Annotated in this window: 30 protein-coding genes; 7 read left to right on the forward strand and 23 right to left on the reverse strand. The window is 59.9% G+C overall.

Annotated features, from left to right (window positions below; all coding sequences use genetic code 11):
• Positions 1-79 precede the first annotated feature (79 nt).
• Positions 80-1,819, forward strand: coding sequence for an HsdM family class I SAM-dependent methyltransferase (locus ACXWUF_RS01090; protein WP_458492798.1), 1,740 nt, complete (start codon positions 80-82; stop codon positions 1,817-1,819).
• Between the two features lie 41 nt (positions 1,820-1,860).
• Here the strand turns inward: ACXWUF_RS01090 and ACXWUF_RS01095 are convergent, their stop codons facing one another.
• From ACXWUF_RS01095 to ACXWUF_RS01190, 20 genes are all read right to left on the reverse strand, one after another.
• Positions 1,861-2,910, reverse strand: coding sequence for a restriction endonuclease (locus ACXWUF_RS01095; protein WP_458492799.1), 1,050 nt, complete (start codon positions 2,908-2,910; stop codon positions 1,861-1,863).
• Positions 2,864-3,142, reverse strand: coding sequence for a helix-turn-helix domain-containing protein (locus tag ACXWUF_RS01100; RefSeq protein ID WP_458492800.1), 279 nt, complete (start codon positions 3,140-3,142; stop codon positions 2,864-2,866). Before ACXWUF_RS01100 ends, ACXWUF_RS01095 begins: the two co-directional genes overlap by 47 nt.
• Before the next feature lie 147 nt (positions 3,143-3,289).
• Positions 3,290-4,534, reverse strand: a complete 1,245-nt coding sequence (locus tag ACXWUF_RS01105) for a TIGR03790 family protein (RefSeq protein WP_458492801.1) — start codon at positions 4,532-4,534, stop codon at positions 3,290-3,292.
• Between the two features lie 131 nt (positions 4,535-4,665).
• The gene (locus tag ACXWUF_RS01110; protein WP_458492839.1) at positions 4,666-5,025 is read right to left on the reverse strand and encodes an EAL domain-containing protein; all 360 of its coding nucleotides are present in this window, start codon (positions 5,023-5,025) and stop codon (positions 4,666-4,668) included.
• A complete protein-coding gene (locus tag ACXWUF_RS01115; RefSeq protein WP_458492802.1) occupies positions 4,992-5,570 on the reverse strand; it encodes a response regulator in 579 nt (192 codons plus the stop codon). The genes ACXWUF_RS01110 and ACXWUF_RS01115 overlap by 34 nt, the downstream gene beginning before the upstream one ends.
• A gap of 32 nt (positions 5,571-5,602) precedes the next feature.
• The gene (locus ACXWUF_RS01120; protein WP_458492803.1) at positions 5,603-5,956 is read right to left on the reverse strand and encodes a PilZ domain-containing protein; all 354 of its coding nucleotides are present in this window, start codon (positions 5,954-5,956) and stop codon (positions 5,603-5,605) included.
• Positions 5,953-6,960 carry a DNA polymerase III subunit delta' gene (locus tag ACXWUF_RS01125; protein ID WP_458492804.1) on the reverse strand — a complete coding sequence of 336 codons (1,008 nt, stop codon included), beginning with the start codon at positions 6,958-6,960 and terminating at the stop codon, positions 5,953-5,955. The genes ACXWUF_RS01120 and ACXWUF_RS01125 overlap by 4 nt, the downstream gene beginning before the upstream one ends.
• 5 nt (positions 6,961-6,965) lie before the next feature.
• On the reverse strand, positions 6,966-7,586 hold the full coding sequence (gene tmk, locus ACXWUF_RS01130) for a dTMP kinase (RefSeq protein WP_458492805.1): 621 nt from the start codon (positions 7,584-7,586) through the stop codon (positions 6,966-6,968).
• The gene (locus ACXWUF_RS01135; RefSeq protein ID WP_458492806.1) at positions 7,583-7,792 is read right to left on the reverse strand and encodes a hypothetical protein; all 210 of its coding nucleotides are present in this window, start codon (positions 7,790-7,792) and stop codon (positions 7,583-7,585) included. Before ACXWUF_RS01135 ends, tmk begins: the two co-directional genes overlap by 4 nt.
• Positions 7,789-8,265 carry a type II toxin-antitoxin system VapC family toxin gene (locus ACXWUF_RS01140; RefSeq protein ID WP_458492807.1) on the reverse strand — a complete coding sequence of 159 codons (477 nt, stop codon included), beginning with the start codon at positions 8,263-8,265 and terminating at the stop codon, positions 7,789-7,791. The genes ACXWUF_RS01135 and ACXWUF_RS01140 overlap by 4 nt, the downstream gene beginning before the upstream one ends.
• Before the next feature lie 25 nt (positions 8,266-8,290).
• Positions 8,291-9,328: an endolytic transglycosylase MltG gene (mltG, locus tag ACXWUF_RS01145; RefSeq protein WP_458492808.1), complete on the reverse strand. Its 1,038-nt coding sequence runs from the start codon at positions 9,326-9,328 to the stop codon at positions 8,291-8,293.
• A complete protein-coding gene (pabC, locus tag ACXWUF_RS01150) occupies positions 9,265-10,125 on the reverse strand; it encodes an aminodeoxychorismate lyase (RefSeq protein WP_458492809.1) in 861 nt (286 codons plus the stop codon). The genes mltG and pabC overlap by 64 nt, the downstream gene beginning before the upstream one ends.
• A 105-nt stretch (positions 10,126-10,230) precedes the next feature.
• Entirely contained in the window at positions 10,231-11,472 is a 1,242-nt protein-coding gene (gene fabF, locus ACXWUF_RS01155; RefSeq protein WP_458492810.1) for a beta-ketoacyl-ACP synthase II, read from the reverse strand.
• An 88-nt stretch (positions 11,473-11,560) separates the two neighbouring features.
• Positions 11,561-11,791: an acyl carrier protein gene (gene acpP / locus ACXWUF_RS01160; protein ID WP_458492811.1), complete on the reverse strand. Its 231-nt coding sequence runs from the start codon at positions 11,789-11,791 to the stop codon at positions 11,561-11,563.
• Positions 11,792-11,961: 170 nt separating this feature from the next.
• Complete coding sequence (gene fabG, locus ACXWUF_RS01165) at positions 11,962-12,699, reverse strand: 3-oxoacyl-ACP reductase FabG (protein ID WP_458492812.1); 738 nt, start codon at positions 12,697-12,699, stop codon at positions 11,962-11,964.
• Complete coding sequence (gene fabD / locus ACXWUF_RS01170) at positions 12,696-13,646, reverse strand: ACP S-malonyltransferase (RefSeq protein WP_458492813.1); 951 nt, start codon at positions 13,644-13,646, stop codon at positions 12,696-12,698. Before fabD ends, fabG begins: the two co-directional genes overlap by 4 nt.
• A 16-nt stretch (positions 13,647-13,662) precedes the next feature.
• On the reverse strand, positions 13,663-14,622 hold the full coding sequence (locus tag ACXWUF_RS01175; RefSeq protein ID WP_458492814.1) for a beta-ketoacyl-ACP synthase III: 960 nt from the start codon (positions 14,620-14,622) through the stop codon (positions 13,663-13,665).
• Positions 14,619-15,647: a phosphate acyltransferase PlsX gene (gene plsX / locus ACXWUF_RS01180; protein WP_458492815.1), complete on the reverse strand. Its 1,029-nt coding sequence runs from the start codon at positions 15,645-15,647 to the stop codon at positions 14,619-14,621. Before plsX ends, ACXWUF_RS01175 begins: the two co-directional genes overlap by 4 nt.
• A 66-nt stretch (positions 15,648-15,713) precedes the next feature.
• Positions 15,714-15,908: a 50S ribosomal protein L32 gene (gene rpmF / locus ACXWUF_RS01185; RefSeq protein WP_458492816.1), complete on the reverse strand. Its 195-nt coding sequence runs from the start codon at positions 15,906-15,908 to the stop codon at positions 15,714-15,716.
• Between the two features lie 10 nt (positions 15,909-15,918).
• On the reverse strand, positions 15,919-16,416 hold the full coding sequence (locus ACXWUF_RS01190; protein ID WP_458492817.1) for a YceD family protein: 498 nt from the start codon (positions 16,414-16,416) through the stop codon (positions 15,919-15,921).
• A 56-nt stretch (positions 16,417-16,472) separates the two neighbouring features.
• Here ACXWUF_RS01190 and ACXWUF_RS01195 point away from each other — a divergent pair, with 56 nt between their 5' ends.
• A complete protein-coding gene (locus ACXWUF_RS01195; protein WP_458492818.1) occupies positions 16,473-17,081 on the forward strand; it encodes a Maf family protein in 609 nt (202 codons plus the stop codon).
• 97 nt (positions 17,082-17,178) lie between these two features.
• Here the strand turns inward: ACXWUF_RS01195 and ACXWUF_RS01200 are convergent, their stop codons facing one another.
• From ACXWUF_RS01200 to ACXWUF_RS01210, 3 genes are all read right to left on the reverse strand, one after another.
• Positions 17,179-17,820 carry a lytic transglycosylase domain-containing protein gene (locus ACXWUF_RS01200; RefSeq protein ID WP_458492819.1) on the reverse strand — a complete coding sequence of 214 codons (642 nt, stop codon included), beginning with the start codon at positions 17,818-17,820 and terminating at the stop codon, positions 17,179-17,181.
• A gap of 137 nt (positions 17,821-17,957) precedes the next feature.
• Positions 17,958-19,154 carry a formate-dependent phosphoribosylglycinamide formyltransferase gene (gene purT / locus ACXWUF_RS01205; RefSeq protein WP_458492820.1) on the reverse strand — a complete coding sequence of 399 codons (1,197 nt, stop codon included), beginning with the start codon at positions 19,152-19,154 and terminating at the stop codon, positions 17,958-17,960.
• A 41-nt stretch (positions 19,155-19,195) separates the two neighbouring features.
• Complete coding sequence (locus tag ACXWUF_RS01210; RefSeq protein WP_458492821.1) at positions 19,196-20,197, reverse strand: integron integrase; 1,002 nt, start codon at positions 20,195-20,197, stop codon at positions 19,196-19,198.
• A 347-nt stretch (positions 20,198-20,544) separates the two neighbouring features.
• On the opposite strand from ACXWUF_RS01210, the gene ACXWUF_RS01215 reads away from it, so the two are divergent.
• The 5 genes from ACXWUF_RS01215 (at position 20,545) to ACXWUF_RS01235 (ending at position 26,858) form a co-directional block, all read left to right on the forward strand.
• Entirely contained in the window at positions 20,545-21,312 is a 768-nt protein-coding gene (locus tag ACXWUF_RS01215; protein WP_458492822.1) for a hypothetical protein, read from the forward strand.
• A gap of 493 nt (positions 21,313-21,805) precedes the next feature.
• On the forward strand, positions 21,806-22,294 hold the full coding sequence (locus ACXWUF_RS01220; protein WP_458492823.1) for a hypothetical protein: 489 nt from the start codon (positions 21,806-21,808) through the stop codon (positions 22,292-22,294).
• 1,110 nt (positions 22,295-23,404) lie between these two features.
• The gene (locus ACXWUF_RS01225) at positions 23,405-24,241 is read left to right on the forward strand and encodes a class I SAM-dependent methyltransferase (RefSeq protein WP_458503269.1); all 837 of its coding nucleotides are present in this window, start codon (positions 23,405-23,407) and stop codon (positions 24,239-24,241) included.
• Positions 24,242-25,007: 766 nt separating this feature from the next.
• A complete protein-coding gene (locus ACXWUF_RS01230; protein ID WP_458492825.1) occupies positions 25,008-25,349 on the forward strand; it encodes a c-type cytochrome in 342 nt (113 codons plus the stop codon).
• Positions 25,350-25,433: 84 nt separating this feature from the next.
• The gene (locus tag ACXWUF_RS01235; protein ID WP_458492826.1) at positions 25,434-26,858 is read left to right on the forward strand and encodes a transglycosylase SLT domain-containing protein; all 1,425 of its coding nucleotides are present in this window, start codon (positions 25,434-25,436) and stop codon (positions 26,856-26,858) included.
• The last annotated feature ends 99 nt before the right edge of the window (positions 26,859-26,957 follow it).

A 26,957-nucleotide genomic window follows, 5' to 3' on the forward strand; every position in this document is an offset into this window, starting at 1 on the left:
TCGATCAGGCGGCGCGAGGATGAACGGCGGCGAAAACAGCCTTCGGTTTCGGAGAGGGAATCATGTTACCATGAACACCATGAGTAGCATTTTTCATTCAACCGATCGCCTCCCTCGCTATAGTCAAGTCTCGGCTGGGAAGGCCGACGGTGCCACCTATACACCGCCCAACTTGGCGGTCTTCGTGGCCGAGCGGATCGTCGAAAACACCACGCTGCCGGAATCCGGCCCTATTCATTTGCTTGATCCATCGGTGGGCGATGGCTCCTTGCTACTGGCTTTAATCGCCCGCCTACCGGAATCCATCCAGCCCCGGCTCATTGTCACAGGCTTCGATATTGACCCTGACGCCGTGACCACCGCCACCCGCCGGCTCCGCGAGGCATTTCCCCGAGTGGCCCACCGGATTGAGCGGCGTGATTTCCTGGATTTCATACTGGCCGGAACCGGACTATTCGCGGAACAGACTGAACTGTTCAATCTGGTCATCGCCAACCCGCCCTACGTCCGCACCCAAGTCATGGGCACCACGCAGTCCCGCGCTTTGGCTCAACGGTTCGGCCTGTCGGGGCGGGTTGATCTGTATTTCCCGTTTCTCCTGGGGATTGCACAGGTGCTTGCCGAGACTGGCACCGCCGGAATCATCGTGTCGAACCGATTCATGACCACCAAGGCCGGACAGGCCGTGCGCCGTGCGCTGTTGGAACGCTTCGACCTGCGGCACGTCTGGGATTTGGGCGACACCAAGTTATTCGCCGCCGCCGTATTGCCAGCGGTCTTGCTGGGCACTAAGCCGCACAGCCAAAGCCGCCGAAATAGGCCGGTCACAGCTTTTTCGAGTCTCTACGAGGAGCGCGATGCGGCACCGGAAACCTGGGCGGCTGAACCCTTGGCGATACTCTCCCAAGCGTCCGGCAGCGTGGTGGGTTTGGCCGATGGTCGCCGGTTCCGGGTGAAACATGGCGTGCTGGATCATGGCGACACCCCGGAAGGCGTATGGCGAATCGCCACCGACAGCGCCGATGCGTGGCTGGATACCGTCACGGCGCACACTTGGGCGACTTTTTCGCGGATAGGAAAAATCCGGGTCGGCGTGAAAAGCACCGCCGACAAGGTATTCATTCATAGCGATTGGAACGCCGCGTCGGGCGGGCGACCACCGGAACTGCTACAACCGCTGACCACCCGGCACTGTGCCCGGCGCTTCAAGCCGGTTCAGCCGAAACAAGCCAAACAAATCCTCTATCCCTACGACATGACCATCGCGGGGCGAATACCCGTTGATTTGGATCGGTACCCCAATTCGGCCCGCTATTTAGAAACCCACCGTTCGCGCCTAGAATCCCGCACCTACCTCATCGAAGCGGGGCGACGGTGGTACGAAATCTGGGTTCCTCACGATCCGGCGGGTTGGCGGGAACCCAAACTGGTGTTTCTGGACATCGCCGAACGGCCCATCTTTTGGATCGATCAAGCGGGTGCCATCGTTAATGGCGAATGTTACTGGCTGCGTTGCGAAGTCGATGCCGACCCGGATTGGCTGTGGTTGGCGCTCGCGGTGGCGAATTCCAGCTTCATTGAGTCGTTCTACGACCATCGTTTCAACAATAAACTCTATGCGGGGCGGCGGCGCTTCATCACTCAATACGTTGAGCAGTTCCCCCTGCCGGACCCGGCCAAAGCGGATTCACGGGCGATTATCCAAACGGCCAAACGGATTTTTGAGCTGACTCCCTCGCCCGAAGCCGAGCGACTTGCCGGGGAATTGGATTGGATGATTTGGCGGGTCTTTGGGCTGGAAGATTCGCGGCGTGGATGAAAAACCGACTCGGTTTTGAAAGCCGAGTCGGTTTACGCCTTCTAGCGGTCGAAAAAGTCTTTGGGCAGGGGAATCTGTAATTTCCCGTTTTGCACCTTGCCCTCAAAGCGTCTGAACCGGGTGAAGAAATCGGACCCTGTTGCCACGGCCAGTTTGTTCAAGGTGACGATGCTGCCGTCAGTGCGGGCCTGAAACACCGCATAGCGGGTATCGCAATGGCGCGGCGGCGTGAGGCCGATGTGGGGGATGTCGAGGAGTTCCAAGCTGTCCGGCGAAACCAGCCCAAGGTCGATGGTAGGCGAGGTTTGCAGCTTCACTTCCAGCAATTGGTGGCGGATATCCGGGAATCGCCCGTTGTCGCCATAGCCGCCATAACCCAGTGCTTCGCACACCAAGCCGTGCAAGGCTGCGCCGCGATTGCGCTCTTGATCCTTGCCCGGATCGGGGAATGACAGGCCAATCAGGGGCGTCAGCCGTTGGTAAAGCTCCGCGACGGGGAGCAAACCGCCCGAAGCCGGGTTATCGGTGGGGCTGGTGTTAGCGTCGAATGTCAAGCCAGCGCTCACATGCGGGACGATAGCGGGCGTATCGACGGGGGAAATCAACTCTCGGTCAGCGGTGCCGGAATCGAGTCGGGCCTGATACTTCGTGGTGATCTTCCCGGTCGTGTCGAGCAATGCCAATTCTTGGCCGTTGATGACCTTGACCTTGCAAACCTTGTGTTGGTCGGAAACCCGGATCAGGGCGTAGCGGCGGGTGGGCGATAGCTGCTCGTTCCAAACCTGTAGGTTTCGTGATTTCTGGGCGTAGATGTCGAGTTCTTGCCCAGGAAAGCGCGGCTTGATCTTTTTGAAGCAGACCGGCACGGGATAGCCCAAAGCCCGGCACACCGACGTTTTCACCACCTTCGACCGGGTGCGGAGCGGTAGCCCGCCCAAATCGAGTCCGAACAATTCCCGATTCAATAACTCTTCAAGTTGCGGCGTCGGAATCCAAAGTTCGTCGCCCACGGCTATCGGCGCGTAAATGTCCTTGCCGGATTGCTCAATCGCCGTCTTGTAATTCTGTGCCGTCTGGGTCTGGTCGCTCATGTTCCGTTGGGTTGGTCAGCAGTTCCGGGACGCTGACCCCGAGCGTATCCGCTAGAACCTCCAAGGTGCTGAGCGTGACGTTCCGCTCCATCCGCTCCACGGACCCGATATACGTGCGGTGCAGACCGCACAGGTCGGCCAGTTGCTCCTGGGAAAGCGCTTTCAGCTTACGGAAAGCGCGGATGTTACTGGCGAGGATGAGCTTGAGCGACGGGCTGGGCGTTCGGGGCATGGCCGGACTGGATTGATGAAAATTGTATTGTTCCCGGCTGACGACTATGAGGCGACAGACTCTGGGTAGCATCACCGACCAACACACCCAGAAAGCTTGTGGACTTCCCATCGCTCCCACGGAGACCGTAAGAACGATGGGCATCCTCTAAAACCGCCACCCCACCCGAAAATACCCCCACGCCTCCGGCAATTCCAAACTCAACTCATTCACCCCCGGCACCAGCGGATACACGTTGCCGGTCGGTCGAAACGGACCCATCGGCGACACCGCCCCATCCAATCCCAACACGCCCGGCGTCGGCGCGAACAGCTTGAGCTTCATTCGCCGCCCGTCCCGCGCCAGGATTCGCGGCGCGAAAGGCTTGGCCAGCGGCTCCCCGATGAACACGCCCTCCCCCGGCGCCGCCACGCTCTTCCAATAGGCTTCCAACACCGTGTTGCCGGTGGCGTAATGCAGCATCAACACGGCGGGAAAGGGAAACTTCGCCAGATGGTTGCACGGCTCCACCACCGCCCCATAACTGGCCGTCGCCCCCGCGTCCAGCCAGCGCAGGCTGCTCATCTGCCCATCGCCGGTCAGCACGCCGCCCGCCGAAGTGAGATGGTCCGCCACCGCGCCCGGCAAGAACTTCAGAGTGTCCAGATGGGCCACTCGGGTCAGGCCGGTGAAATAAAACAGCACGTCGCGCCGGTCACGGATGTCGTCCTGTGCCAGCACCTCCAAGCGGAACGCCCGCCCAAGTTGGCGGTGGGTCTCCTCGAAGGCCACCGACCGCACCGACCGGTTCGCGTCCGAAGTCCTCAACAAATAGCCCGTGCCCGTGGGAAACGTGGAATCCGACGCCACGCCCCGGTCGATAAGCGCCTTGACCGACTCGAAATCGCGGCCCGCCAGCAGCATCGCCGGTCTGATTTTGTGCTGGATATAAGGCGCGCCGCCCTGCGCGTCGAAATAGCCGCTGGGCTTGGTCATGGCGCATTGCTTGGCGGAGCAATAGGCGGGATCGAACCCCAAGGCGAAGGCCGTGGTGATGGATAGGCAATCGACCCGGAACGGCGCGGTCCAGGCCAGGGCGTAGCCTTGAATGGCCGGGCCGGTGTGGCTGTCCACCGCCTGTTTGATGCGCTCGAACGCCTCGCGGGGCAAGTTATCGCCCGGCGGCAAGCGCACCCGGATGATGTTCTGGTCGGGAATGCCGCGCTGCGTCTGGTAATACGCCGCGACCCGCACGCTGAGCGGGTCGGACTCGTTGACGACCAAGGCCAGTTCGCGGCTTTCGAGGGCGGTTTTGGGAAGCTCGACGGGGGGCGGCTCGTCGGCCAGGGCGGGATGCCGGAGCAGGATGCCGACGAGCAGCGCAAAAGCCGCGATGATTCCAGTGGCGTTCAAACCCGGATATGGGCGATGCGGGGCGGGGATAAAACCAAGGATTGTCATAGGTAAAGACGGGAATATCGTGAGAGTGGCCTTCAGGCCACGACTAGGCGCGTAATCGTCGCGGTCTAAAGACCGCTCCCACCTTACAGGTCAGGCGGGTTCGGCAGGCTCAGGAAATTTTCCGCCAACCACAGCGCGGCGGGGGCGGCCTCCAGCGGGCGGCTGAACAAAAAGCCCTGGGCGATGTGGCAGTTGCGGCGGCGCAGGAACTCCAATTGCGCCGGGGTCTCCACGCCCTCCGCCACGGCCTCCAAGTCCAGGGCCAAGGCCAGGCTGACCACGGCGGCGGCGATGGCCGCGTCGTTGGGGTCGCGGTCGATGTCGCCGACGAAGCCCCGGTCGATCTTCAAGCGGTCGAGGGGATAGTTCTTGAGGTGGCTCAGGGAGGAATAGCCGGTGCCGAAGTCGTCTAGGTCTCGATGTGCGTCGCCAGACGCATCAATTTGTCGAAATTGGCGGGCTTGACGAGGTAAGAATTCGCGCCCAGCAAGTAAGCGGCGCGAATATCCCGGCCCTCCTCCGAAGAGGTTAGCACCACCACCGGAATGCCGCGCAGGGTGGGTTGTTCCTTGATCTGCCGCAACACGTCCAGCCCGTCGATCTTGGGCAGTTTCAGGTCCAGCAGGATCACCAGCGTCGACGGCTCGCCCGCCGCCCAGGCCGCGACCCGCCGCAAGGCTTCCTCGCCGTCCCGCGCCACCTCCACCGGGGTCCAATGGCGCGGCGTGCCCATGTGTTCGTGGCACAGCACGCCGACGGTTCTGCCGGAACGGACGATGAGGGTGTCCAGCATCGCCCCGATGTTCAGGGGGATCAGGTAGGTTTCCGCCAGCTCGGCGGTACGCGGGTCGCGATCCAGCGGAACTCCAAGGTTCCCGGTGTGGGTTCGGACATGAACGCCCCTGGCGTGTTGTTGTTCTTGCGCGGGACCGGCGGGGTGCCGACCCTGCGGGGCTGTGGGAGCGGGCTTCAGCCCACGATTTGGCAAAGCTGTCGCGGGCTGAGGCCCGCTCCCACCAGCTACATCGTGTGGGTCGGGCGCTGGGATTCCTGCATCCCGGCCAATTGGTTCTCGATGCGGGCGCGGGTGGCACCCTTGTCTTCCTCGCTGAACTGCACGCCGATACCGTGGGAACGATAGCCCTCGGCACCCTTCGGCGTGATCCAGATGATCTTGCCCGCGATGGGGATGCGCTCCGGCTCGTCCATCAAATTCAGCAGCATGAACACCTCGTCCCCCAGCCTGTAGTTGCGGTTGGTGGGGATGAACAAGCCGCCGTTCTTGACGAACGGCATGAAGGCCGCGTACAGCACGCTCTTGTCGCGGATGGTGAGGGACAGGATGCCCTGCCGGGATTGATCGGCGTCGCTCATGTAAAGCTCCGACTGAATTTGTGAGATTGACCCAGTTCCGACCAGCGGATCAGCAAGTCTTCCAGCAGCAATTGCCGGTTGATTTGCCCGCCCAGCGCCCGCTTCGATTGCAGCAGCAGCTTCCACAGGTCGAACAGATTATCCAAGTGTATCCGCCCGGCCATGCTCCGCAAGTCCTCGCGGAAATCGGCGTTGCGCGGCTCGATGCCCGCCGGGGCGCTGCCCAGCCGGATCAAGTCCGCTGTCCAGGCGATCATCCAGTCGATGAATTCCTCATGGGCCAGCCCTTGCCAGCGCTCGGCGACGGCCACCGGCTCGGCTTTCCCCGCCAACAGCGCGGCGCATTCGGCGAACACCGCCCGCCGCCGCTCGGCCGCATCGGTCCCGGCCAGGGCCAAGGCTTTCAACGGGGAGTCGCCCGCCGCTGCCAACAATACCTCCGCCGGGCAACCGGGACTCGCCGATTCCAGCCAGCGGCGGGCCGTGTCCCGATCCGGCGCGGCCACCGGCAAGCGCTGGCAGCGGCTCAGGATGGTGGCGGGCAGCGCGGAAGGCGCTTCGGTCAGCAGCAGAATCGCCGTGTTGTCGGCGGGTTCTTCCAGGGTTTTCAGCAGCGCGTTGGCGGCGCTGATGTTCATCAGGTGGGCCGGGGCGATCACCACGGCGCGGAATCCGCCGTATTGGGATTTAAGCGCGAGGCTGGCAATCAACTGGCGCACGGCGTCCACGCCGATGCCCTTGCCGGGCTCGGCGGGCTGCACCTTGATGAAGTCGGGATGGGTGCCCGCCAGAAACAAGCGGCAACCGGGGCACTGGCCGCAGGCGAATTCGCCGGGATGAGCGCACAGCAGCTTTTGGGCGAACAACTCCGCCAGCCGCATTTTGCCGAGTCCGGCGGGGCCATGAATCAGCAAGGCCTGGGGCACCCGGCCAGCGGCGAGGCGGGCGTTGAAAGCCTGCCAGGGCGTGGCGAGCCAGGGATGGAGGGACGCGGCGGAATCCACGGCCATCATCCGGCCAACAGGGCGTCTAGGTGCTGGGCAATGCCGGCCTGGACTTCGGCAAGGGGCCGGGCGGCGTCGATCCGCTTAATGCGCTCAGGGTGATGCTCGGCCCGTTCTAAATAGGCTTGCCGTATGCGCGAGAAAAACGCGAGGTCTTCCGCCTCGAAGCGGTCGGCGGGTCCGCGCCGCTTGGCCCGAGCCATGCCGATTTCCACCGGGGCGTCGAGCAGCAGGGTCAAATCCGGCTGCAAGTCCGCTTGAACCCAGCGCTCCAAAAAATCAATGGCGGCGAAATCCAGCCCGCGCCCGCCGCCCTGATAGGCAAAGCTGGCGTCGGTGAAGCGGTCGCAAAGCACCCACGTTCCCGCCGCCAGCGCGGGCCGGATGACTTGCTTGATGTGCTGGGCGCGGGCGGCGAACACCAGTAGCAATTCCGCTTCCGGCTCGATGGCGTCGAAGCCCAGCAGCAGGCCGCGCACCGATTCGGCCAAGGGCGTGCCGCCAGGTTCGCGGGTGCGGAGATAGGGGATGTTCCGCTGGGTCAGATAGTTTTCGACGAATTCGAGGTTGGTGGTCTTGCCCACGCCTTCGCCGCCGTCGAGGGTGATGAATTTGGCTTGGGTCATGAGGAACTTTTAGCCTTGGGCAAATATTCGCCCTGCCCGACTATCACTTTGGGTATTTCAGCATATCGGATGGAAAACCCATATTCTTCTGCGATACGCTGCGCCTCTTGGTGGCTTTTCTCTAAATATTTATGAATTGAGGGGCTTTCTTCTGCTAGTTTGGCTTGCACCCTGTTCTTTTCTCGCAGGATATCGCAGCAATTCATAAGGCATCCTCCTCTTTAAATAGCTCAAGTGGAGTGACAATCTCAGGCGTTGATAAACCAAGCCTGCCATTAATCACTCGAATATGCCGTTTTTTGTTGGCATTCGCCAGATGGTTGCAGTTCCAGGCAAGAAGATATTGAATATCAAAGTAGCTTGCATAAGCGAGGTGAAGCGCATCTCCCACCAAAGATTTTGGCATCACATAATTAGCAATATAAAACTCAACGATCTGCTCGATATCGGAAACCGGCGGCAGCATGGGAAGTGTTGATATTAATGAGATGATCTTATTTTTATTTGGATAATCCCCGTTCTTCAACTCTTGAAGAATTGCTTCGGATACGTACAAATCATAAAAACCTGCCATTTCCACCCACCACTTCCTAGTGATCTCGGTAAAGGTTTTCAGCGATTCCCTTTCATCAAAGTAATAGCTGGGAATAGTGGAGTCGAGATAAACTTTTTCTTTCATTGCAATGCTTTCTAAAATCCGTCAATCAATGTTTTTGATATTGATCCACCGCCCGCTGATGCTCGTCCAAGGTCGCGGAGAACACATGGCTACCATTGCCCCGCGAGACGAAATAGAGGCTGTTCCCACTGTCTGGATGCAGGGCGGCGCGGATGGCGGGGAGGCCCGGCAGCGCGATGGGCGTGGGCGGCAGACCGGCGCGGGTGTAGGTATTGTAGGGCGTGTCGCGGCGCAAATCGTCCTTGGTGATGTTGCCCGCGTAGGCCGCGCCCATGCCATAGATGACCGTCGGGTCGGTTTGCAGCCGCATCCCCTTGAGCAGACGCCGCACGAACACCCCCGCCACGGCGGGCCGTTCCTCGGGCCGGGCGGTCTCCTTCTCGACGATGGACGCCAAGGTCAGCGCCTCGTCGGGCGAGCGCAGCGGCAAGGGTTCGGCGCGGTTCCGCCATTCTTGGTCCAGCACCGTCCGCATCTTGCCGTAGGCCCGTTTCAACACGTCCAGATCGGTCGTGCCCTTGATCACGAAATAGGTGTCGGGGAAGAAACGCCCTTCCGGTGGAAGGCCGGGCGTGCCTAGTTTGATCATGATCTGGTCCGCAGGCTGGCCCGCGACTTCCGCCACCAGCGCCGGATGACGGGCCAGGGCGGCCAGCGTTTCGGCGAAATTCCAGCCTTCCACGATGGTGACGGCATGCTGGCGGACCCGCCCGGCGATGAATTTATCCAGCAAGCCGCGCAGGCTGATGCCGGGAGAAATTTCGTACTCGCCGTATTTCAAGCGGCCCTTGGCGCCTTCGGCCATCACCAGCGCCTCGAACCGCAACGCCTCCACCACGCCCTGAGCTTCCAGCCGCTTGGCGATGGACGGCAATCCCTCGCCCTTGCCGATTTCGAAATAGGCGGTTTGCGCGAGGTCCAAGGGCCGGTCGGCGGAAGCCTGGTATGCCATCCACCACCCACCCGCGACGATCCCGATCACCAGGATCAGGACGGCAATCAGCCCGTAAACGCGGCGGCGCTGCCCGCTTGAATCTGGCTTTGAATCCGGCTCATCAGCCATCGACTTATCTCCGTTGTCACCGGCCCGACCGGAAAATCCCGGTCTTCGATCCGGCGGATGGGCCACACCCCAATCACGCTATTGGTCAGGAACAATTCGTCCGCACCGAAAAGCTCGGCGGGCACGAGACGCGTTTCCTCGACGGCCAAACCGAGTTCAGCGGCGGCGTCCAGCACCACAGCCCGCATGACGCCCGCCACGCCGCATAAATCCAGCTTCGGCGTGACGAGTTTACCCCGGTGCGCCAGAAACAGGTTGGTCATGGTGCCCTCGGTGACATGGCCTTCCGCGTCCAGCATCAGCCCTTCGCGGATGTCGCCCAGCGGCCATTCGGCGCGGGCGAGGATTTGCTCCAAGCGGTTCATGTGCTTGATGCCTGCCAGCGCCGGGTTGATGCCAAGGCGGGTTTGGCAAAAGCGAACCTCAACGCCCTTTTCCGCCAAGTCGGCGGGATATTCGGGCAACGGGTGAAGACCCAGGACCCGCGTCGGCGAAGGCTGGTCGGGCGGACGATAGCCGCGCCCGCCGCCGCCTCGGGTGATTTGGATTTTCAGCACGCCGTCGGGCTTGGCCGCGCAAAGGCGTCCAGCCTCTTGCGCCAAAAGATCGCGACCGGGAAATGGAATGATGAGCCGTCCGCAGTCGCGCTCCAAGCGGGCCAAATGTGGCGGGAGAAACACGGGGACTCCGTGTCGGACGGGCAAGGTGGTGAATACCCCGTCGCCGTATTGGAAGCCCCGGTCGGAAATCTCGATGCTGGACGCCGAGGCTCCGTTCACCAGCAAAATCGGGTTCACGTAGTCCTCCGGTCGAGTGGCGCGGGATGAAATAGGGGGATGATGGGCCGACGGGGAACCGGCCCGTAGGTCGGGCTTAAGCCCGCCCCACGAGACCGGGGCGATCTAAGCGAATTTTTTGAAGATGACGGTGCCGTTGGTGCCGCCGAACCCGAAGGAGTTGGACATAACGTATTCCAATTTCAGTTCGCGGGCGGTGTGGGGCACGAAATCCAGGTCGCAGGCGGGATCGGGATTGTCGAGGTTGATGGTCGGCGGAATCACCTGATCCCGCAACGCCAGCGCGGAGAACAGCGCCTCAATGCCACCCGCCGCGCCCAGCATGTGACCAGTCATGGACTTGGTGGAGCTGACCGGCACCTTATAGGCGTAATCGCCGAACACCGCTTTCACCGCGTGGGTTTCGGCCAAGTCGCCCGCCGGGGTGGAAGTGCCATGGGCGTTGATGTAGCTGATGTCCTCGGGATTGAGCTTGGCGTCCCGCAGCGCGTTACGCATACAACGGGCGGCGCCTTCGCCGTTCTCCGGCGGCTGGGTCATGTGATAGGCGTCGGCGCTCATGCCGTAACCCACCAGTTCGGCGTAAATCCTGGCACCGCGCTTGAGGGCATGTTCCAGTTCTTCCAGCACCAGCACGCCCGCGCCGTCGCTCAGCACGAAGCCATCCCGGTCCTTGTCCCACGGACGGCTGGCCCGCACGGGGTCATCGTTGCGGCGGGACAAGGCCCGCGCTGACGCGAAGCCACCCAGCGAGGTGGGCGAAGTCGCCATTTCCGCGCCACCCGCCACCATCACGTCGGCGTCGCCGTACTGGATGAGCCGGGCCGCATCGCCGATATTGTGGGTGCCCGTGGTGCAGGCGGTGACGATGGCGAAGTTCGGACCCTTCAAGCCATACTTGATGGAGAGATTGCCCGAAATCATGTTGATGATGTTGCTGGGCACGAAGAACGGGGAAATCTTGCGGGGGCCGCCCTTCACGAACATGGCGTGGCCATGCTCAATGCCAGTGATGCCGCCTATCCCCGCGCCGATGGCAACGCCGATGCGCTCGGCGTTCTCCTCGGTCACGGCGATCCCTGAATCTTCAAATGCCTGACAGCCGGCGGCGATACCATAATGGATGAACACATCCATTTTCTTGGCTTCCTTTTCGCTGATGTACCGGGCGATATTGAAATTGCGGACGCTGCCGCCGATGCGGGAGGAGAACTCGGACACGTCGAACGCCTCAATGTGTCCGATGCCGCTTCTGCCATTCAGAACATTATCCCAGGATTCGTTCACCGACAGGCCGACGGGGGAAACCACGCCAAGCCCGGTGACAACCACACGTCGCTTACTCAAGGTCGTTCCTTAAGTTGGGTTGGATTAAACGAGAAAACGCCCCGACAGGCCCAAGCCCTCGGGGCGAACAAAACTTAACCGACCGGCCTTAGATATGGCTTTCGATGTAATCAATCGCCTGCTGAACGGTGGTGATCTTCTCGGCGTCTTCGTCCGGGATTTCACACTCGAACTCTTCTTCCAAAGCCATGACCAGTTCGACCGTGTCCAGGGAATCGGCGCCGAGGTCGTCGACGAAAGAAGCTTCAAAGGAGACTTCTTCTTTCACGCCCAACTGCTCAGTCACGATTTTCTTAACACGCTCTGCTACGTCGCTCATTGTTTTTCCTCAGGAGTTTCTGTGGTTTTATCAGGTGAACAAATTTTAATTTGAAACCCGATGATTACAAGACTTTTCTCGCCAGACTCAGCCCGCTTGACGCACTCGGCTCGGAGCAATCACTTACCCAAGCCGCGTGGATCGAAAAGCGATCCGGCGCTAAAGCGGCATTATGCCATATACATTCCGCCGTTTACGTGCAGGGTTTCCCCGGTCACGTAGGCCGCGTCGTCGGAACACAGGAACGCCACGGCCCCAGCGATTTCCTCGGCGGACCCGAGCCGCGCCAAGGGAATATTGTCCAGCAGCGCCTTGCGGTGTTCTTCCGGCAGGGCGCGGGTCATGTCGGTGTCGATGAAGCCCGGCGCGACGCTGTTGACGGTGATGTTGCGCGAACCCACTTCCTTCGCCAGCGACTTGGTGAAGCCGATAATGCCGGCCTTGGCGGCGGCGTAATTGGCCTGCCCGGCGTTGCCGGTCGCGCCCACCACCGACGTGATGTTGACGATGCGTCCGGCGCGGGCCTTCATCATGCCCCGCAGGCACGCCTTGCTCAGATGGAAGATCGACGACAGGTTGGTGCGGATGATATCGTCCCACTCATCGTCCTTCATCCGCAGCAAGAGATTGTCGCGGGTGATGCCGGCGTTGTTCACCAGAATGGTCGGCGCGCCGAACGCCTCGCCCACGGCCTTGATGAAGCCGTCAATGGACGCGCTGTCGGCCACATTCAGCACCCGCCCGCAGCCCTTGAAACCCGCCTCGGTGAAATAGTCGGAAATCGCGGCGGCACCCGCCTCGGTGGTGGCGGTGCCGATGACGGTATGTCCGGCCTTAGCGAGGCGCAGGGCGATGGCTTTGCCGATACCCCGGCTAGCGCCCGTGACGACGGCTGTTTGTGAACTCATTGGACAAGCTCCAAAGTTTTGGCTAATGAACTGGCGTCAAAAATCGCTTCGGTCCTGACGCCCGCCACGATGCGTTTATTCAACCCGGCCAACACGCGGCCCGGCCCGCATTCGACGAAGCGGTCCACGCCCTGCTGGGACATGAACAAAATGGAATCGGCCCAGCGCACCGAGCCATACAATTGCTTTTGCAGCACGGCCCGGATGACTTCGGATGCCGGGTGCATGGCGACATCCACGTTATGCACCACGCCGATGGCGGGCGACTCCATGGCGACGGACTCGATCACCGCTTTGAATTTATCCGCCGCTTCCCGCATCAACGGGCAATGGGACGGCACGCTCACCGGCAACAGCACGGCGCGTTTGGCGCCTGCGGCCTTGGCCTGGACGATGGCGCGTTCCACGGCGGCTTTGTCGCCCGCGATGACCACCTGACCCGGCGCGTTGAAATTCGCCGCCGTGACGATTTCCGACTCGGTCGAAACATCGACGCAGACAGCCACCACCTGTTCATCGTTCAGGCCCAGCACCGCCGCCATGGCACCCACGTCCGGCGGCACCGCTTCCTGCATCAGCCGCGCCCGCTCGGACACCAGCCGCAAGCCATCCTCAAAACCCAGCGCCCCGGCGCACACCAAGGCGGTGTATTCGCCCAAGCTATGCCCGGCCATCCAACCCGGTCGCACATCGCTGTTGGCACACCAGACGCGCCACGCGGCGACGCCCGCCGCCAGCATGGCCGGTTGGGTGAACTCGGTGCTGTTGAGGCGCTCCTCGGGACCGTTCAGGACCAAGCTCCACAGGTCATAGCCCAGCACTTCGGACGCGGCGCGGAAGGTGGCTTCCACCTCCAGGTGGGATTCGGCCAGCCCGGCCAGCATTCCAACCGACTGCGAACCCTGGCCCGGAAAGACGAAGGCCAAGCCATTATCGACACGGCTCATAACGGAAAGTCTCTTTTTAATAGCGAAGTAAAGCGGAACCCCAGGCGAAGCCCGCGCCGAACGCCTCCATCAGCACGGTTTGCCCACGGCGGATGCGGTCGTCGCGGATGGCCTGATTCAGCGCCAAAGGAATGGAGGCCGCCGAGGTGTTGCCTTGGTTTTCAATCGTGACCACCACGCGCTCCATGGGCATTTTCAGCTTCTTGGCGGTGGCGTTGATGATGCGGATATTGGCTTGATGAGGCACCAGCCAGTCGATGTCCGATTGGGCAAGGCCATTCGCTTCCAGGGTCTCATCGACGATCTGGCCGAGGGTGTTGACGGCCACCTTGAACACGTCGTTGCCCTGCATTTTCAGGAAGCGGCTTTCCTCGTTGTCGCCATTGACCGGATTGGGCACGTACAGCAAATCCTGATAGTGACCGTCGGAATGGATGTGGGTACTCAGAATGCCCGGCTCGCTGGATGCGCCCAGCACCGCCGCCCCGGCGCCGTCGCCGAACAGGATGCAGGTGGAGCGATCCGACCAATCGACCAGCCGCGAGTTGATTTCGCTGCCCACCACCAAAGCGTGCTTGGCGTTGCCAGCGCGGATGTATTGATCGGCGACGCTGAGGGCGAAGATGAAGCCCGAGCAAGCCGCCTGCACATCAAACGCCGCGCAACCCCGAATGCCCAAGCGCCGCTGCAACATGCAAGCGGTGCTGGGAAACACCCGGTCGGGCGTCCCGGTGCCCAACACGATCAGGTCGATGGCGTCCGGTTCAAGTCTGGCGGCATCGAGTGCCTGACGCGCCGCGATTTCCGCCATGCTGGAAGCGGTTTCGTGCGGGTCCGCGATGCGGCGCTCCCGGATGCCGGTGCGCTCGGCGATCCACTCGTCCGAGGTTTCGACGGTTTCGGCGATTTGGGCGTTGGTGAGAATGGTTTCGGGGAGATAGCCGCCGGTTCCAAGCAGGGTGGAATACCGTGTCACGCGGACATCCTCTCGGCGAAAATGCCCGCGACGCGCTCTCCGATGCGGGCGGGAACCGCCTTTTCGACTTCCTTCATGGCGGTGTTGATGGCGTTGGCGAAGGCCACGCGGTCGGCGTTGCCATGGCTTTTGATGACGATGCCGCGCAGGCCCACGAAACTTGCGCCATTGTAGAGACGCGGGTCAAAGCGCTGCTTGAAGGCTTTCAGCACCGGCAAGGCAATCAGCCCGGCCAGCTTAGTGAAGATATTTTTCTCAAATTCGCTTTTGATGGACTTGGCGAACAACTTGGCCAAACCCTCAATGGTTTTTAGTGCCACGTTGCCGACGAAGCCATCGGTCACGACGATGTCCACGTCATCCGAGAACAGGTCATTGCCTTCGACAAAACCGATGAAATTCAGGTGGGAGTCAGCGATCAACCGGGCGGCCTGCTTGACCTGCTCGTTGCCCTTGATATCTTCCTCGCCAATATTGAGAAGTCCAATCCGGGGCTGGTCCTTATCCTCCACCGCACGCACCAATTCGTAGCCCATGACGGCAAACTGGAATAGATGCTCGGCAGTGCAATCGACGTTGGCACCAAGGTCAAGCACATGGGTGTGGCCCGTCTTGGAAGGAACCGGGGCGATGATGGCCGGGCGGTCGATGCCGGGAATGGTCTTAAGCACGAACTTGGCGATAGCCATCAAGGCACCGGTATTGCCCGCGCTAACGCAGGCGGCGGCCTCTCCATCCTTGACCAGATTGATGGCGACGCGCATGGAAGAATCCTTCTTATTGCGCAAGGCCTTGGCCGGGGACTCGTGCATTTCCACGATTTCCGTGGCGTGGCGAATGGCGATTCGCGCACCGAACCGCTCCGCCGAACCGTCCAGGTGCCGCTTGAGAGTCGGCTCGTCCCCCACCAATATCAAGTGCAGGTCGGGATTCTTCCCGAGGCTGTCCAAGGCGGCCGGAATGATGACTCCCGGACCATGATCGCCACCCATGGCATCGAGCGCGATCTTAAGCTTTTGCGTCATAAGGTGCTTCGCTTCAATCTGGCGTCACGGCCCCGTTGCGATGGGCCGTTCGAGCCGGATGTCCGATTATTCGTCGCTGGCGTCGTCCTGCTTGGTGGCGATGACCTTACGACCGCGATAATAACCGTCGGCGCTGATATGGTGACGGCGATGGGTTTCGCCGGTGGTCGGCTCCACGGACAGCGCGGTGGCGGTTAAGGCGTCGTGGGAACGGCGCATGTCGCGCTTGGAGCGCGTTTTACGATTTTGCTGAACAGCCATGGGGTAACTCCTAAGATTGGTTTTTTTTCAACTGCGCCAAGACGGCAAAAGGGTGTTCGACACCGCCCGAAGCTTTGTCCGGCTTCGACAACTTGCAATCCGAATGCTGGGGTACCGATGGCATGGCGAGCAATAATTCATCTTGGACGATATCGGCCAAGGCGATCACGGCACCGGGGTCCACCATCAGCGGTTCAAAATCTTCGGGCAGGAGGTTGGCTTGGTCGATGGACGTAACCACACCCAAGCGGACTTCGCTGCTGACCGGCCAATCCATGGGCTCAAGGCAACACTGGCATTGCAACACCAGCGTGGCCTCCACCCGGCCCGTCACGGCGGCCACCCGGCCTTCCCGCATGAATTCCAGATCGACTCGCACTCCGTCTTCCCGATTCAGGAGCGCGTCGTGCAGCCTATCCAGCCCGCCCAAGGGCACTATCCCTTTGATCCGCCGCTTTTTTTCAACGAACTCCAAAGGATCGAACAATTCCGGCAATCGGTCGAACATAATCGTACAATGATAAAGGTAAGGTTTGTGGCTGTCAAAAAGGCGAGTTTATCCAAATGTCAGATTCTTCTCCCGACCCCATCGCGAAACCCCGCCTGATACTGGCTTCCACCTCATCCTACCGCCGGGCGCTGCTCGAAAAGCTCGGACTCCCCTTCGACACCGCCGCGCCGGAGGTGGCCGAAACGCCCCAAGCCGGCGAAGCCCCTGCAGACCTTGCCCTGCGCCTTGCGACTGAAAAAGCCCTGGCCGTGGCGCACCGCCATCCCGGCAGCCTAATCATCGGCTCCGACCAAGTGGCCGATTTGGACGGCGAACCGCTGGGCAAACCCATCACCCGCGACAACACCATCCGCCAGTTAAAGAACGCCTCGGGCCGCTCGGTGCGTTTCTACACCGCCTTGTGCGTCGCGAATGCGGCGACCGGGGAAACACGGACGGATATAGACGTTTGCACGGTGATCTTCCGCGCTTTGACCGATGAGCAAATCGAGCGTTACGTGGACCGAGACCGGCCTTTCGATTGCGCGGGCGGATTCAAAGCGGAGGGCTTGGGGATTGTGTTGTTCGAGCGGATCGAGGGCGAAGACCCCAATGCGCTCATCGGCTTGCCGCTGATTCGGCTGGTCAGGCTGTTGGAAGGGTTCGGGGTCGGAGTGATTTGAAATTTCGTTTAGGCGTTGCCACAAGCCGATTTTTTATCCCCTCACCCCAGCCCTCTCCCAGAAGGAGCGGGGGCAAGATGTTCGGTTTTCGGTGGGGTCAATATTGGCGGTTGTAGTTCGCCAACACTTTGGACACGTAATTCTGGGTCTCGGAGAAGGGCGGTATTTTGTTGCCGTACTTGATGACGTTGTTCTCGCCGGCATTGTAGGCGGCGACTGCGAGGCTCACATTGGAGCCAAACATGCCCATCAAATCGCTGAGATAACGCGCCCCGCCCAGAATGTTCTCTTCTGGATTGTACGGGTCCACGCCATACCGGGCGGCGGTGCCCGGCATGAGTTGCATCAAACCGACCGCGCCCTTGTGCGAGACCGCGCCCGGATTGTAGCCCGACTCGGCCTGTATGACCGCGTGCAGCAGGCCCGGATCAAGCCCGTGCTGGTTCGCCGCGTCCTCGATCACGCCCGCGTATTGCTGGCGGTTGCGCTCACGCACGAGGCTTTTTGGGCTGCGGGGGCGGAGGCTTAAGGCCGAGTGCCTGCCCCCGCCGAAGTAAACCTTCACCGGCGCGGAAAAGGCGGCGGGCGATCTGACCAGCAGGCGATAGCCGGAATGCTCGGGGTTGTCCGTGTAAGTCACGTTGCCGCTCTTATCCACGTACTTATAAATATCCGCGCCCGCCACGCCAGAAACCAGCAGCAGCATCGCCAGGGATAATCTTCCAGAGAGTCTCGACATGGGGATTCGATGTGTTATCTGAACGGACTAGGCTAAGGGCAAGTTTTACATGGATCGGATAATTTGCAAACCGGAAGCGTCTAAAGCGGCCGGTTTCGGGCTTTCGCCCATCGCCTGCCCCGCCGAATCCATTCCCCTCACGCCGGCACCGGCACGACCCGCCCCGCCGCTTCCCGCGCCCGTTCCCTAGCCTCCTCGACGGTGGACCCCGCCGCCAGCGCCACGCCCATCCGCCGACGCGGGAACGACACGGGCTTGCCGAACAGCCGCAGGTCCGTTTCCGGGACGGTCAGCGCGTGTTCCAAGCCCTCGAACGCAATCCCCTCCCCTTCCAGTTGTCCGTAAATGACGGCGCTCGCCCCGGCGTTGCGGAGTGCGGTGGACACCGGCAGGCCGAGGATGGCGCGGGCGTGCAGATCGAACTCGCTCTGCGCCTGGGTCGCCATCGTCACCATGCCGGTGTCGTGGGGCCGGGGGCTGACCTCGCTGAACCAGACTTCGTCGCCCCGCACGAATAGCTCCACGCCGAACAGCCCGCGCCCGCCCAAATTGTCCGTGACGGCCTTGGCGATGCGCCGCGCTTCGGCCAGCGCCGCCGCGCTCATGGGTTGGGGCTGCCAGCTTTCCACGTAGTCGCCCTTTTCCTGGCGGTGGCCGATGGGTTCGCAGAACTGGGTTTCCACCTCGCCCCGTGCGTTCAGCGCCCGCACCGTGAGCAGGGTGATTTCGAAATCGAAGTCGATTTTGCCCTCGACGATGACCGGGGCGTTCTTCACCCGCCCGCCCGCCTGGGAGTAATTCCAGGCCGCGTCCACGTCGGCTTCCGAGCGCAGCATGGATTGGCCCTTGCCGGACGAGGACATGATGGGCTTGACGAAGCAGGGATAGCCGACGGCTTCGGCCCCTTGCCGCACGCCTTCCAGGGAGTCGGCGAACACATAGGGCGAGGTGGGTAGCCCAAGTTGTTCCGCCGCGAGCCGCCGGATGCCTTCGCGGTTCATGGTGAGCTGCACGGCGCGGGCGGTGGGGATGACCGTCGCTGGCCCGGTGGCTTCGATGTCGGCGAGGGCGGCGGTGGCGATGGCTTCGATTTCGGGGACGACGAAGCGGGGTTGCTCCTGTGCGATCAAGGCCCGCAGCGCGGCGGGGTCGGTCATGTCGATGACGTGGGCGCGGTGGGCGACCTGGTGGGCGGGGGCGTTGGGGTAGCGGTCCACCGCCACGACTTCGACGCCGTAGCGTTGCAGGGCGATGACGACTTCTTTGCCCAGTTCGCCGCTGCCCAGGAACATGACCCGCGTGGCGCCGGGGGTGAGGGCTGTGCCGATTTTCATGCGTGGCTCCTGTGATGGGGGATGCGGGGGAGTTTAGCCCATCATAGGCGGTCGAGCGGACTCACCACGCCGTGCCCGCCCCGGTTGAGGACGTGTGTATAGATCATGGTGGTGGTTATGTCCTTGTGGCCGAGCAATTCCTGGACGGTGCGGATGTCGTAGCCGGATTGGAGCAGGTGGGTGGCGAAGGAGTGGCGGAGGGTGTGCGGGGAGACCGGCTTGCCGAGACCTGTGGCTTGCACGGCTTTCTTCACGGCCCGTTGCAGGGCTTTTTCATCGACATGATGGCGGCGGCGCCGACCGGAACGGGGATCGACCGACAGGGACCGGGCCGGGAAGACGTATTGCCAGCCCCACTCCCGTGGCGCGTTGGGGTATTTCACCGCCAAGGCATCCGGCAACCATACCTCTCCCCCGCCCTCCGCGAGGTCGGCGCGGTGCAGGGCGCGGACCTGTTCCAGATGGGCCTTGAGCGGTTCCGCCAACAGCGCCGGGAGCATCGTGACCCGGTCCTTGCCGCCCTTGCCATCGCGCACGGTGAGCTGGCGCATTTCGAAATCCACATCCTTGACCCGCAGCCGCACGCATTCCATGAGGCGCATCCCGGTGCCGTAGAGCAGGCGGATCATCAGGCCGAGGGTGCCGTCCAGCCGGTCCAGCACCGCGCCGACCTCGCGCACGGTGAGGACGGTCGGGAGGCGTTGGGGGCGCTTGGCCCGTTCGATGTCGTTGAGCCGGGGCAGGTCGAGATCGAGGACTTCCTTGTAGAGGAACAAGAGGGCGGCGAGGGCTTGGTTTTGGGTGGAGGCGGCGACATCGCGCTCGGTGGCGAGGTGGCTGAGGAAGGCTTGGATTTCGGCGGCGCCCATGTCCTTGGGGTGGCGCTTGCCGTGGAAGAGGATGTAGCGCTTGATCCAATCGGTGTAGGCGCGTTCGGTGCGGAGGCTGTAGTGCTTGAGGCGGAGCTTGGCGCGGACTTGGTCGAGGAGTTTGGGCGGGGTTGGTGTGCTAATCGGGGCGGCTGGTGTGCTAACTGGCATCATGGCGCTCATTCTGGCGACGGCTCCGGGCTGGGGTGGCGGGAATCGGGACATTTTCGGGGCGAAGCCCACCCAAATGAATTGCGTAATAGAAACAATTGTCTAGGCAATTGCAATAACCGCCGGGGGTGAATATTCACCCTCAAAAAGGTGAATATTCACGATTGACCCCGGAACAATTACCGGAGTATTGTTCCAATCCAGACACATGGCCACCCCGTATTATATGACACACCTATTATTGTAATAGACGGCATTTGGTGTCTATTACGGTAACGGCGCTTGGTGTCTATTACTTAATAGACGGCATTTGGCGTCTAATACCAAGTTAGGCATTAAGAGAAAGAAAAATGCATAGAAGAAGCGGAACCTGGGTACAGGGACATTATCGTCATGGAACATGGGTTGAAGGACATCATAGATCAGGCTCAGTTGTTGATGATGGCTATCACTCCGTAAATTATTCCTACCAAAACCAAAATAGAGAACCAAAAAAATCAAGCAACAAAGCCTTATATTATTGGATATATACTGGAAAGATAACCTTTCTAACTAACTGCTGGTGGTGTGGCGAAGAAGTATATTTTCATCGTGATGAGAACGGGGGATGCGTTTTATTCGACGATTTAGGAAAGCCTTGGCCGATTCATTCTTGCTGGGAGGATCATAAGCACGAACAAAGCGAGGCCGTCGCGTATATTATTAATAACTATAAAAACGCACTACAAGATGCAAGAATTGAAAGCTATAAATACGCTTCCACAATTTCATCAGAAAGCTTCGATGCCTTTCTCGTCGGCTGTGATTTTTCAAGGCGCATTATTCTTAATAAAGACACTCCACAACTTAAGGAGCTTTATTTTCGCTATATTATTTATGCCATTCCAAATATTGGGCACATAAAAATTTTAGTTCCAGAAATCACGCTAGAACCGTTATTAAGTAAAACACATGTTTTCCTGGAAGTTATTACACATAAAAGAGGTGCTAGCGTCGTCAATTTTACCAAGAGTTTACGATTTGAAGGCGAAAACACCGAAAACTCAATAAAATTTACGATAAAGCCAGAAGATCATTTGCAGTACAAATGGATATATCAATACAAGCTAACAAGTTAAATCCAAAACTCGCAGGGCGCATTCGAGATTCCGCGAGGGCGGGGTTTCCGCTGAACGTAAACGTTAGGCTTCAAGACAGGTAATTTAGAAATGACAATATACGAAGTTGGAGTTTAGTGCTAATGACTGTCTATAAAGTGTCAACATGAAACCAGAGGCTATTCCAAAAACCAACCGTCACAAAAACAAGCTGATACTTTGCCCTGAGTGTGGGCGTGGCTTGCAAAGGGCTGTACGGGCAGTTCAAAACCATTTTTATAAATCGCACAATAGAAATTTATCTGACGGTGATGCCTACCGAATAGCATCTCCCCAAAAACATAAGAAAGTGCCATATTCTGAAGGAATCAGGCGGGACTATAAAGTGGTTTCAGGCGGGCTTCCTTCGCTTGGCAAAAAAAGATAAATGCAGCAAATTCTGCACAACACCTAGCCTAATATCAAGTTAGGATTTTTTATTGCAGTCTCAACTTTTCATGCAAGGAATAATTTTATGCTTGATCCTATAACACTGGCTTCCTCCACTCTTACTTCGTTCAGCCACGCGAATAATCTCATAAAGGCGATTATTGATGCTCGGGATAACCTTAATAACCTTGAACAATGGAATGCTCTTCAATCTGAGATTGCCACCATCCAAACTGGTTATATCGCGCTAACTCAGCAAAATTTGTCGTTACTAACAGAAGTAAATGACCTGAAAAAAGAACTTGCTCGCATTGAAGCATGGAATACCGAGAAAGATAGGTATGAATTGAAAGATGTAGGGGACTGTTATGCAGGATGCGGTGTATTCGTTTACACGCTCAAAGAGTCTGCCGCTCAAAGAGCCGAACCAACTCACTGGCTTTGTGCTAACTGTTACAATCAAGGCAAAAAATCTATATTACAGCTTCGTAACTTTACTACGAATTCCTCCCGCATACATAACTGCCCTTTATGTAAAACCGAAATAATTGCCTGGCCACCACACCAAGCCTAACAGGGTGTTGCAGGGGAAAAGCCCGCCGTCTATTTTGTCGGGGGTTCGAGGTTCCTCGTGGGCGGGCTTTCCCCTGAACGCAATCGTTAGGCGGGCGGGAAAGGGGTTTCAACGGGAGTTCGTGGGTTTCTCGGGCTGGCTCGAATTTGAGTTAAGGCGGGTTTTCCGGGGTGAGTCGGCAAGGGGAAATCGAGATTCTCGGAGTTCCGGGCGGGGGCGGAGCCCGCGTAGGTCCGATCAGCGTAGCGCAATCGGACGTATCAAGGCCGGTATGTCACGGGTTTCGCTTCAGCCTAACGAGCTGCTCAACGGGAAACCGTCGCTCGCGACTTCGGCGGGTTTTGCGGGAGTTTTCAAGGCTTGGGGTTTCGGTCGGCTTCCGGGGGGCGAACAAGGCGGGCGAAGCGTAGATAGAGAATCCTAGGCCGCAGGGGTGACGCGCACCCCGAGGTGCTGGCACAGCTTCGAAATACGTTTGTTGCGGACGCCGAGGGTTTTAACGCACACCGAAGGCAACACGGGAGATGCCCGGATGGCGAGGGTATCGAAGGTCCGCCGGAGTCCTCAGGCCGTGGCATGTGGGAAGAGGAGCGTCGTAGAACTCGGGAAGCCCCGAACGGTTCCCGCCGTGGGGACAACGCGGAGCGGATATACAGCTATTGAGGCACGCAAGGGGAAACCCGGAAACAGAACCAACCTGGAACCTACCATCTTGGCGGAGAACCACGCACCGGGTGGGCGGGAGACCGCTATAAATTCTTGGGGTGTCTTATCGGACATAGTACTCTGAGCATGGGAAAGCCATGCGCATGGGGAAGGATCCGACGGAAGTACGCAGCCCGCAAAGGAAACCCGTGCCGGACATGTCGGGCCGGATCAACACGGGCCAACCTCACTGCGGGCAACAGCGATAGGCCGAATGGCCTACGCGCACGCGAGTACAACCGAAGGACCGGGTGCGGGAAAACTGCACGTCCGGGTCTGTGCGGGGGGCGCCGGGTAACTGGCGTTCCTACCGTAAGAGCCACCACAACTTTATGAATAGCAACACAGTAAGGCATAGCAATGGATATTCGTACTCAAGCATGTTTCGCGATCAGCAAAAGACTTATGCGCTCCCCCGCCGAACGAACGATTAACTACGGGACTTATGAAGATTGGCGCAATGATTCTCTCTCGAAGAGTTGGGCCGCATTTTCTGACACAAACATCATTGATAAAGATGTACTAGATTTCGGTTGTGGCGATGGCCCTTTAAGTATTTTTCTCGCGAAAGAGAAGTGTCCTAGACGAATCGTAGGCATAGATATAAGCGAGGTGGCCATAGAACGCGCAAATAAGGCGCTTACTCAAACACCACTGCCAAATGGTGTAGCAATCGACTTTGTAAAAGGCTCTCCAGATCGATTGCCCGTCCCAGATCAATCGTTTGATACGCTCCTGGCTTTTGATTGCCTTGAGCACGTGATGTCGCCTAAATCCATCTTAAACGATTGGTATCGCGTCCTTCGCCCTGGTGGACGATGCCTTATCGAATGGTTTCCTTATAAGGGGCCGTGGGGTCCACACATGGAGGCTTTGATCCCAATTCCTTGGGCGCATGTGGTTTTCGGCGAACGCGCTATGTTTCGCGCTGCCGAAAATATATACGACCTACCCGAGTTTATACCCCGGCATTGGGATCTGGATGAAGAAGGAAACAAGAAACCCAACAAGTGGCGAGCATGGTCTTCATTTGAAGAGCAAGGCTATATAAACAAATTGGATGTTCCAACATTCCATATTTTGGCACGCGAGGCCGGATTCGAGATTGCACGCCAAGAGCTGCATAGTTTCGGTGGTTCTCGTGCCCGACAAGCGATGGGTCGGATGCTGATGAAAACGCCATTTATCGGTGAATACTTCGTGTCTTACGTCATCATCGAATTACTGCGTCCGAACACGTAGGGCGGGTTAGGCGCGTTTCGGAAAAACTTGACGTTTCCCCGGACTCGCACGCGCCATGACCCGCCGCCTCGCGGAATCAGCGGGTCATGGCGCGTGGGTATTCGGGTAGGTCGGGCAACGGCTTTATTGTTGCCCGACATTCTCAATTAACATACTTTCCTAACAACTCGATCCAGCGCACCCGCGCTGCGAAGCGGCTTGGTGTTTTCAGGTTTCGCGGAATGGCGCGGGGTGCCGAACGCGGGCGTCAAACCCACCGCCCCCCAAAAGCCCCATCCTCAAAACGGGGCTTTTTTATATCCTGGCGTAGCAAACAAAATCCGGGACAACCTGTGATATTAGCGCCCCGAATTCCGCAAACCTTCATCCGGGCCACTCACCTCACAGAGGGAAACAACCATGAATCGCCGGGGCAATCAGCGCGGTGGCGGGGCTTTTGGCAAAAGCCCAGCCTGAGCGCCTGCCCCATGCAACGTGACGGGAGGCGCAAACGCGCTACGCGGCCCACTATGGCGCGGGGTGAGATTGGCCCCACGGCCCAACGGCATGGGCAGGATGAATTCCCGGATGGCGTCGGGATTCATCCACATCACTTGCCCCGGCATCCCGATCAAGGCCGGGACTTAATCATAAAATGCTAATTCGCCCTTGTTGCTCATTGCGTTGTCTGAAATAATTTTTCCCGGTTGGCCATGGCTCCGGGCCATGGGCCTGGGAAGCGTGGCGACCAAGACGACTTATCTCTCCAAACAATGGAAAAAGAACCATGAAAATCAATAACCTCCTGAAAGGCATGCTGCTCGTTTCCGGCGTAATGGTCGCTGGCGCGGTCATGGCTGAGGAACCTGCCGAGATTGGCAAGAAGATTTACGAGCGCGCCTTCGGACGCGGCTGCGGCACCTGCCACGATGTTCAGCCGAACCCGAACCTGTTTGAGAGCGTCAACAAGCTGAGCCGGGATGAGTTCAAGGCCGTGCTGGTCAATGGCCGCAACGCCATGCCGAAAGCCATGGATCAAATCATGGCGATGGGTCCGGTCAAGAGCGCTGGCCTCACCGACGATCAGGCCCTCGACGCTTTGATTGCTTACCTCAAGAAAGGGAAGTAAACCCTTCCATCAGGGATGTTGCCAAAACGCCGGGCCTCATCACCCGGCGTTTTTCATTTTGGATAACCTCTTCGGAGCTTACGCATGAAAAGCACGACCGACAGGGTGCCCGAATCCCAGAGGGAGCCACCGAAAACGGAACTTTTGCCAAAAGCGGTCCGGCGCCTGATCTTTTCCCTGACACTCCCCACCGCCCTGCTCGGTGGCTGCGCCCACCATCCGGCCCCGCCCACAGAACTTGCCTCGACCAACCCAGGCAAGCGCATCTTCCGCGTCGGCCCCTCGCCCGACGCCCAGCGCCGCCTCGACACCTACGCCGCCAGCCTGCCCGAGCTGTCCGACTCGTTCTCGTCCGCCGCCATCATCGAACACATCCTCCAGCGCCAGAAGATCATCACCGCCACCCCGCCCGGCAAGCCCGTCCGGCACGGCGCCAAGCTGCGGTTCCCCGGCGCGAAGGCCGACCCGGACATGGCCGCCACCACGGCGGGCGGGGTCAAGATCATTGCCAAGGTGGGGTCCAAGAAATCCCACGGACGCGGACGCGGCGGCGACCATTGGGACACGGTGCGCGGCCGGATGGTGCTGGCCGAGATCGAACACGAGGCCGTGACCGCCCAACTCGACCACCTCCGCCAACACCCCGGCGCGGTGGATTTCCTAATGAAGCGTGCGGAGCCTTATCTGCCGTACCTTATTGAGGAAATCAATCGCCACGGACTGCCCGCCGATCTGGTCCTAGTGCCCATGGTGGAAAGCGCCTTCGAGACCGCCGCGCTCTCCCCCAAGCAAGCGGCGGGCATCTGGCAGTTCATCCCCAGCACCGGCCAGCAATATGGTCTCGAAGTCAGCGAGACCTACGACGCCCGCTACGATGTCCACGCCTCGACCCAGGCCGCGCTCAAGTATTTGAAGCACCTGAGCCGGCTGTTCAATGGCGACTGGCTGCTGGCCTTCGCCGCCTACAACGCGGGCGAGGGCGCGGTGTCGCGGGCCATCGACGCCAGCAAGAAGGCGGGCTTGGGCGGCGGCTTCTGGGAGTTGAGCCTGCCCGCCGAAACCGAAGCCTATGTCATTAAGATTCTGTCCCTGGCCCATGTGATTGCGGACCCCGAGGCCAACGGCTTCAAGCCGCGCAAAGGCGGCTCGCAGCCCATCCTGACCCGGGTCGAGGTGGAGCCGAGCGTGTCCATCGCCGAGGTGCTGGCCGCGTCGGGCATGGCCCCGGACGAGCTCTACAAGCTCAACCCCGCCGTGAAGCCCGACCAGCCGCTTCCGACCGGCACGCGCAACCTGCTGATACCCACGGACAAGGCCCAGACCCTGGCGGTCAATCTCGGCGGGGCGAAGGTCTACGCCACGCGCACGGTGGTGGTGAAGAAAGGCGAAACCCTGGCGGCCCTGGCGAAGCGCCACGGCGTCCCGGAACTCAAGCTGGCGGAATGGAATGGCTTGAAGCCCAAGGCGTCGCTCAAGGCGGGGCAGGCATTGGTGATATACCCGGCTTAACCCTGAGGTGGGTGTAGGCGCATCGGCACGAGGCCGTATTTCAGGAATATCTCCACGCGCCGTAACCCGCCACGCAGTCAGGGCGGTGGGTTACGGCGC

The organism is Methylomagnum sp., from assembly GCF_054333355.1.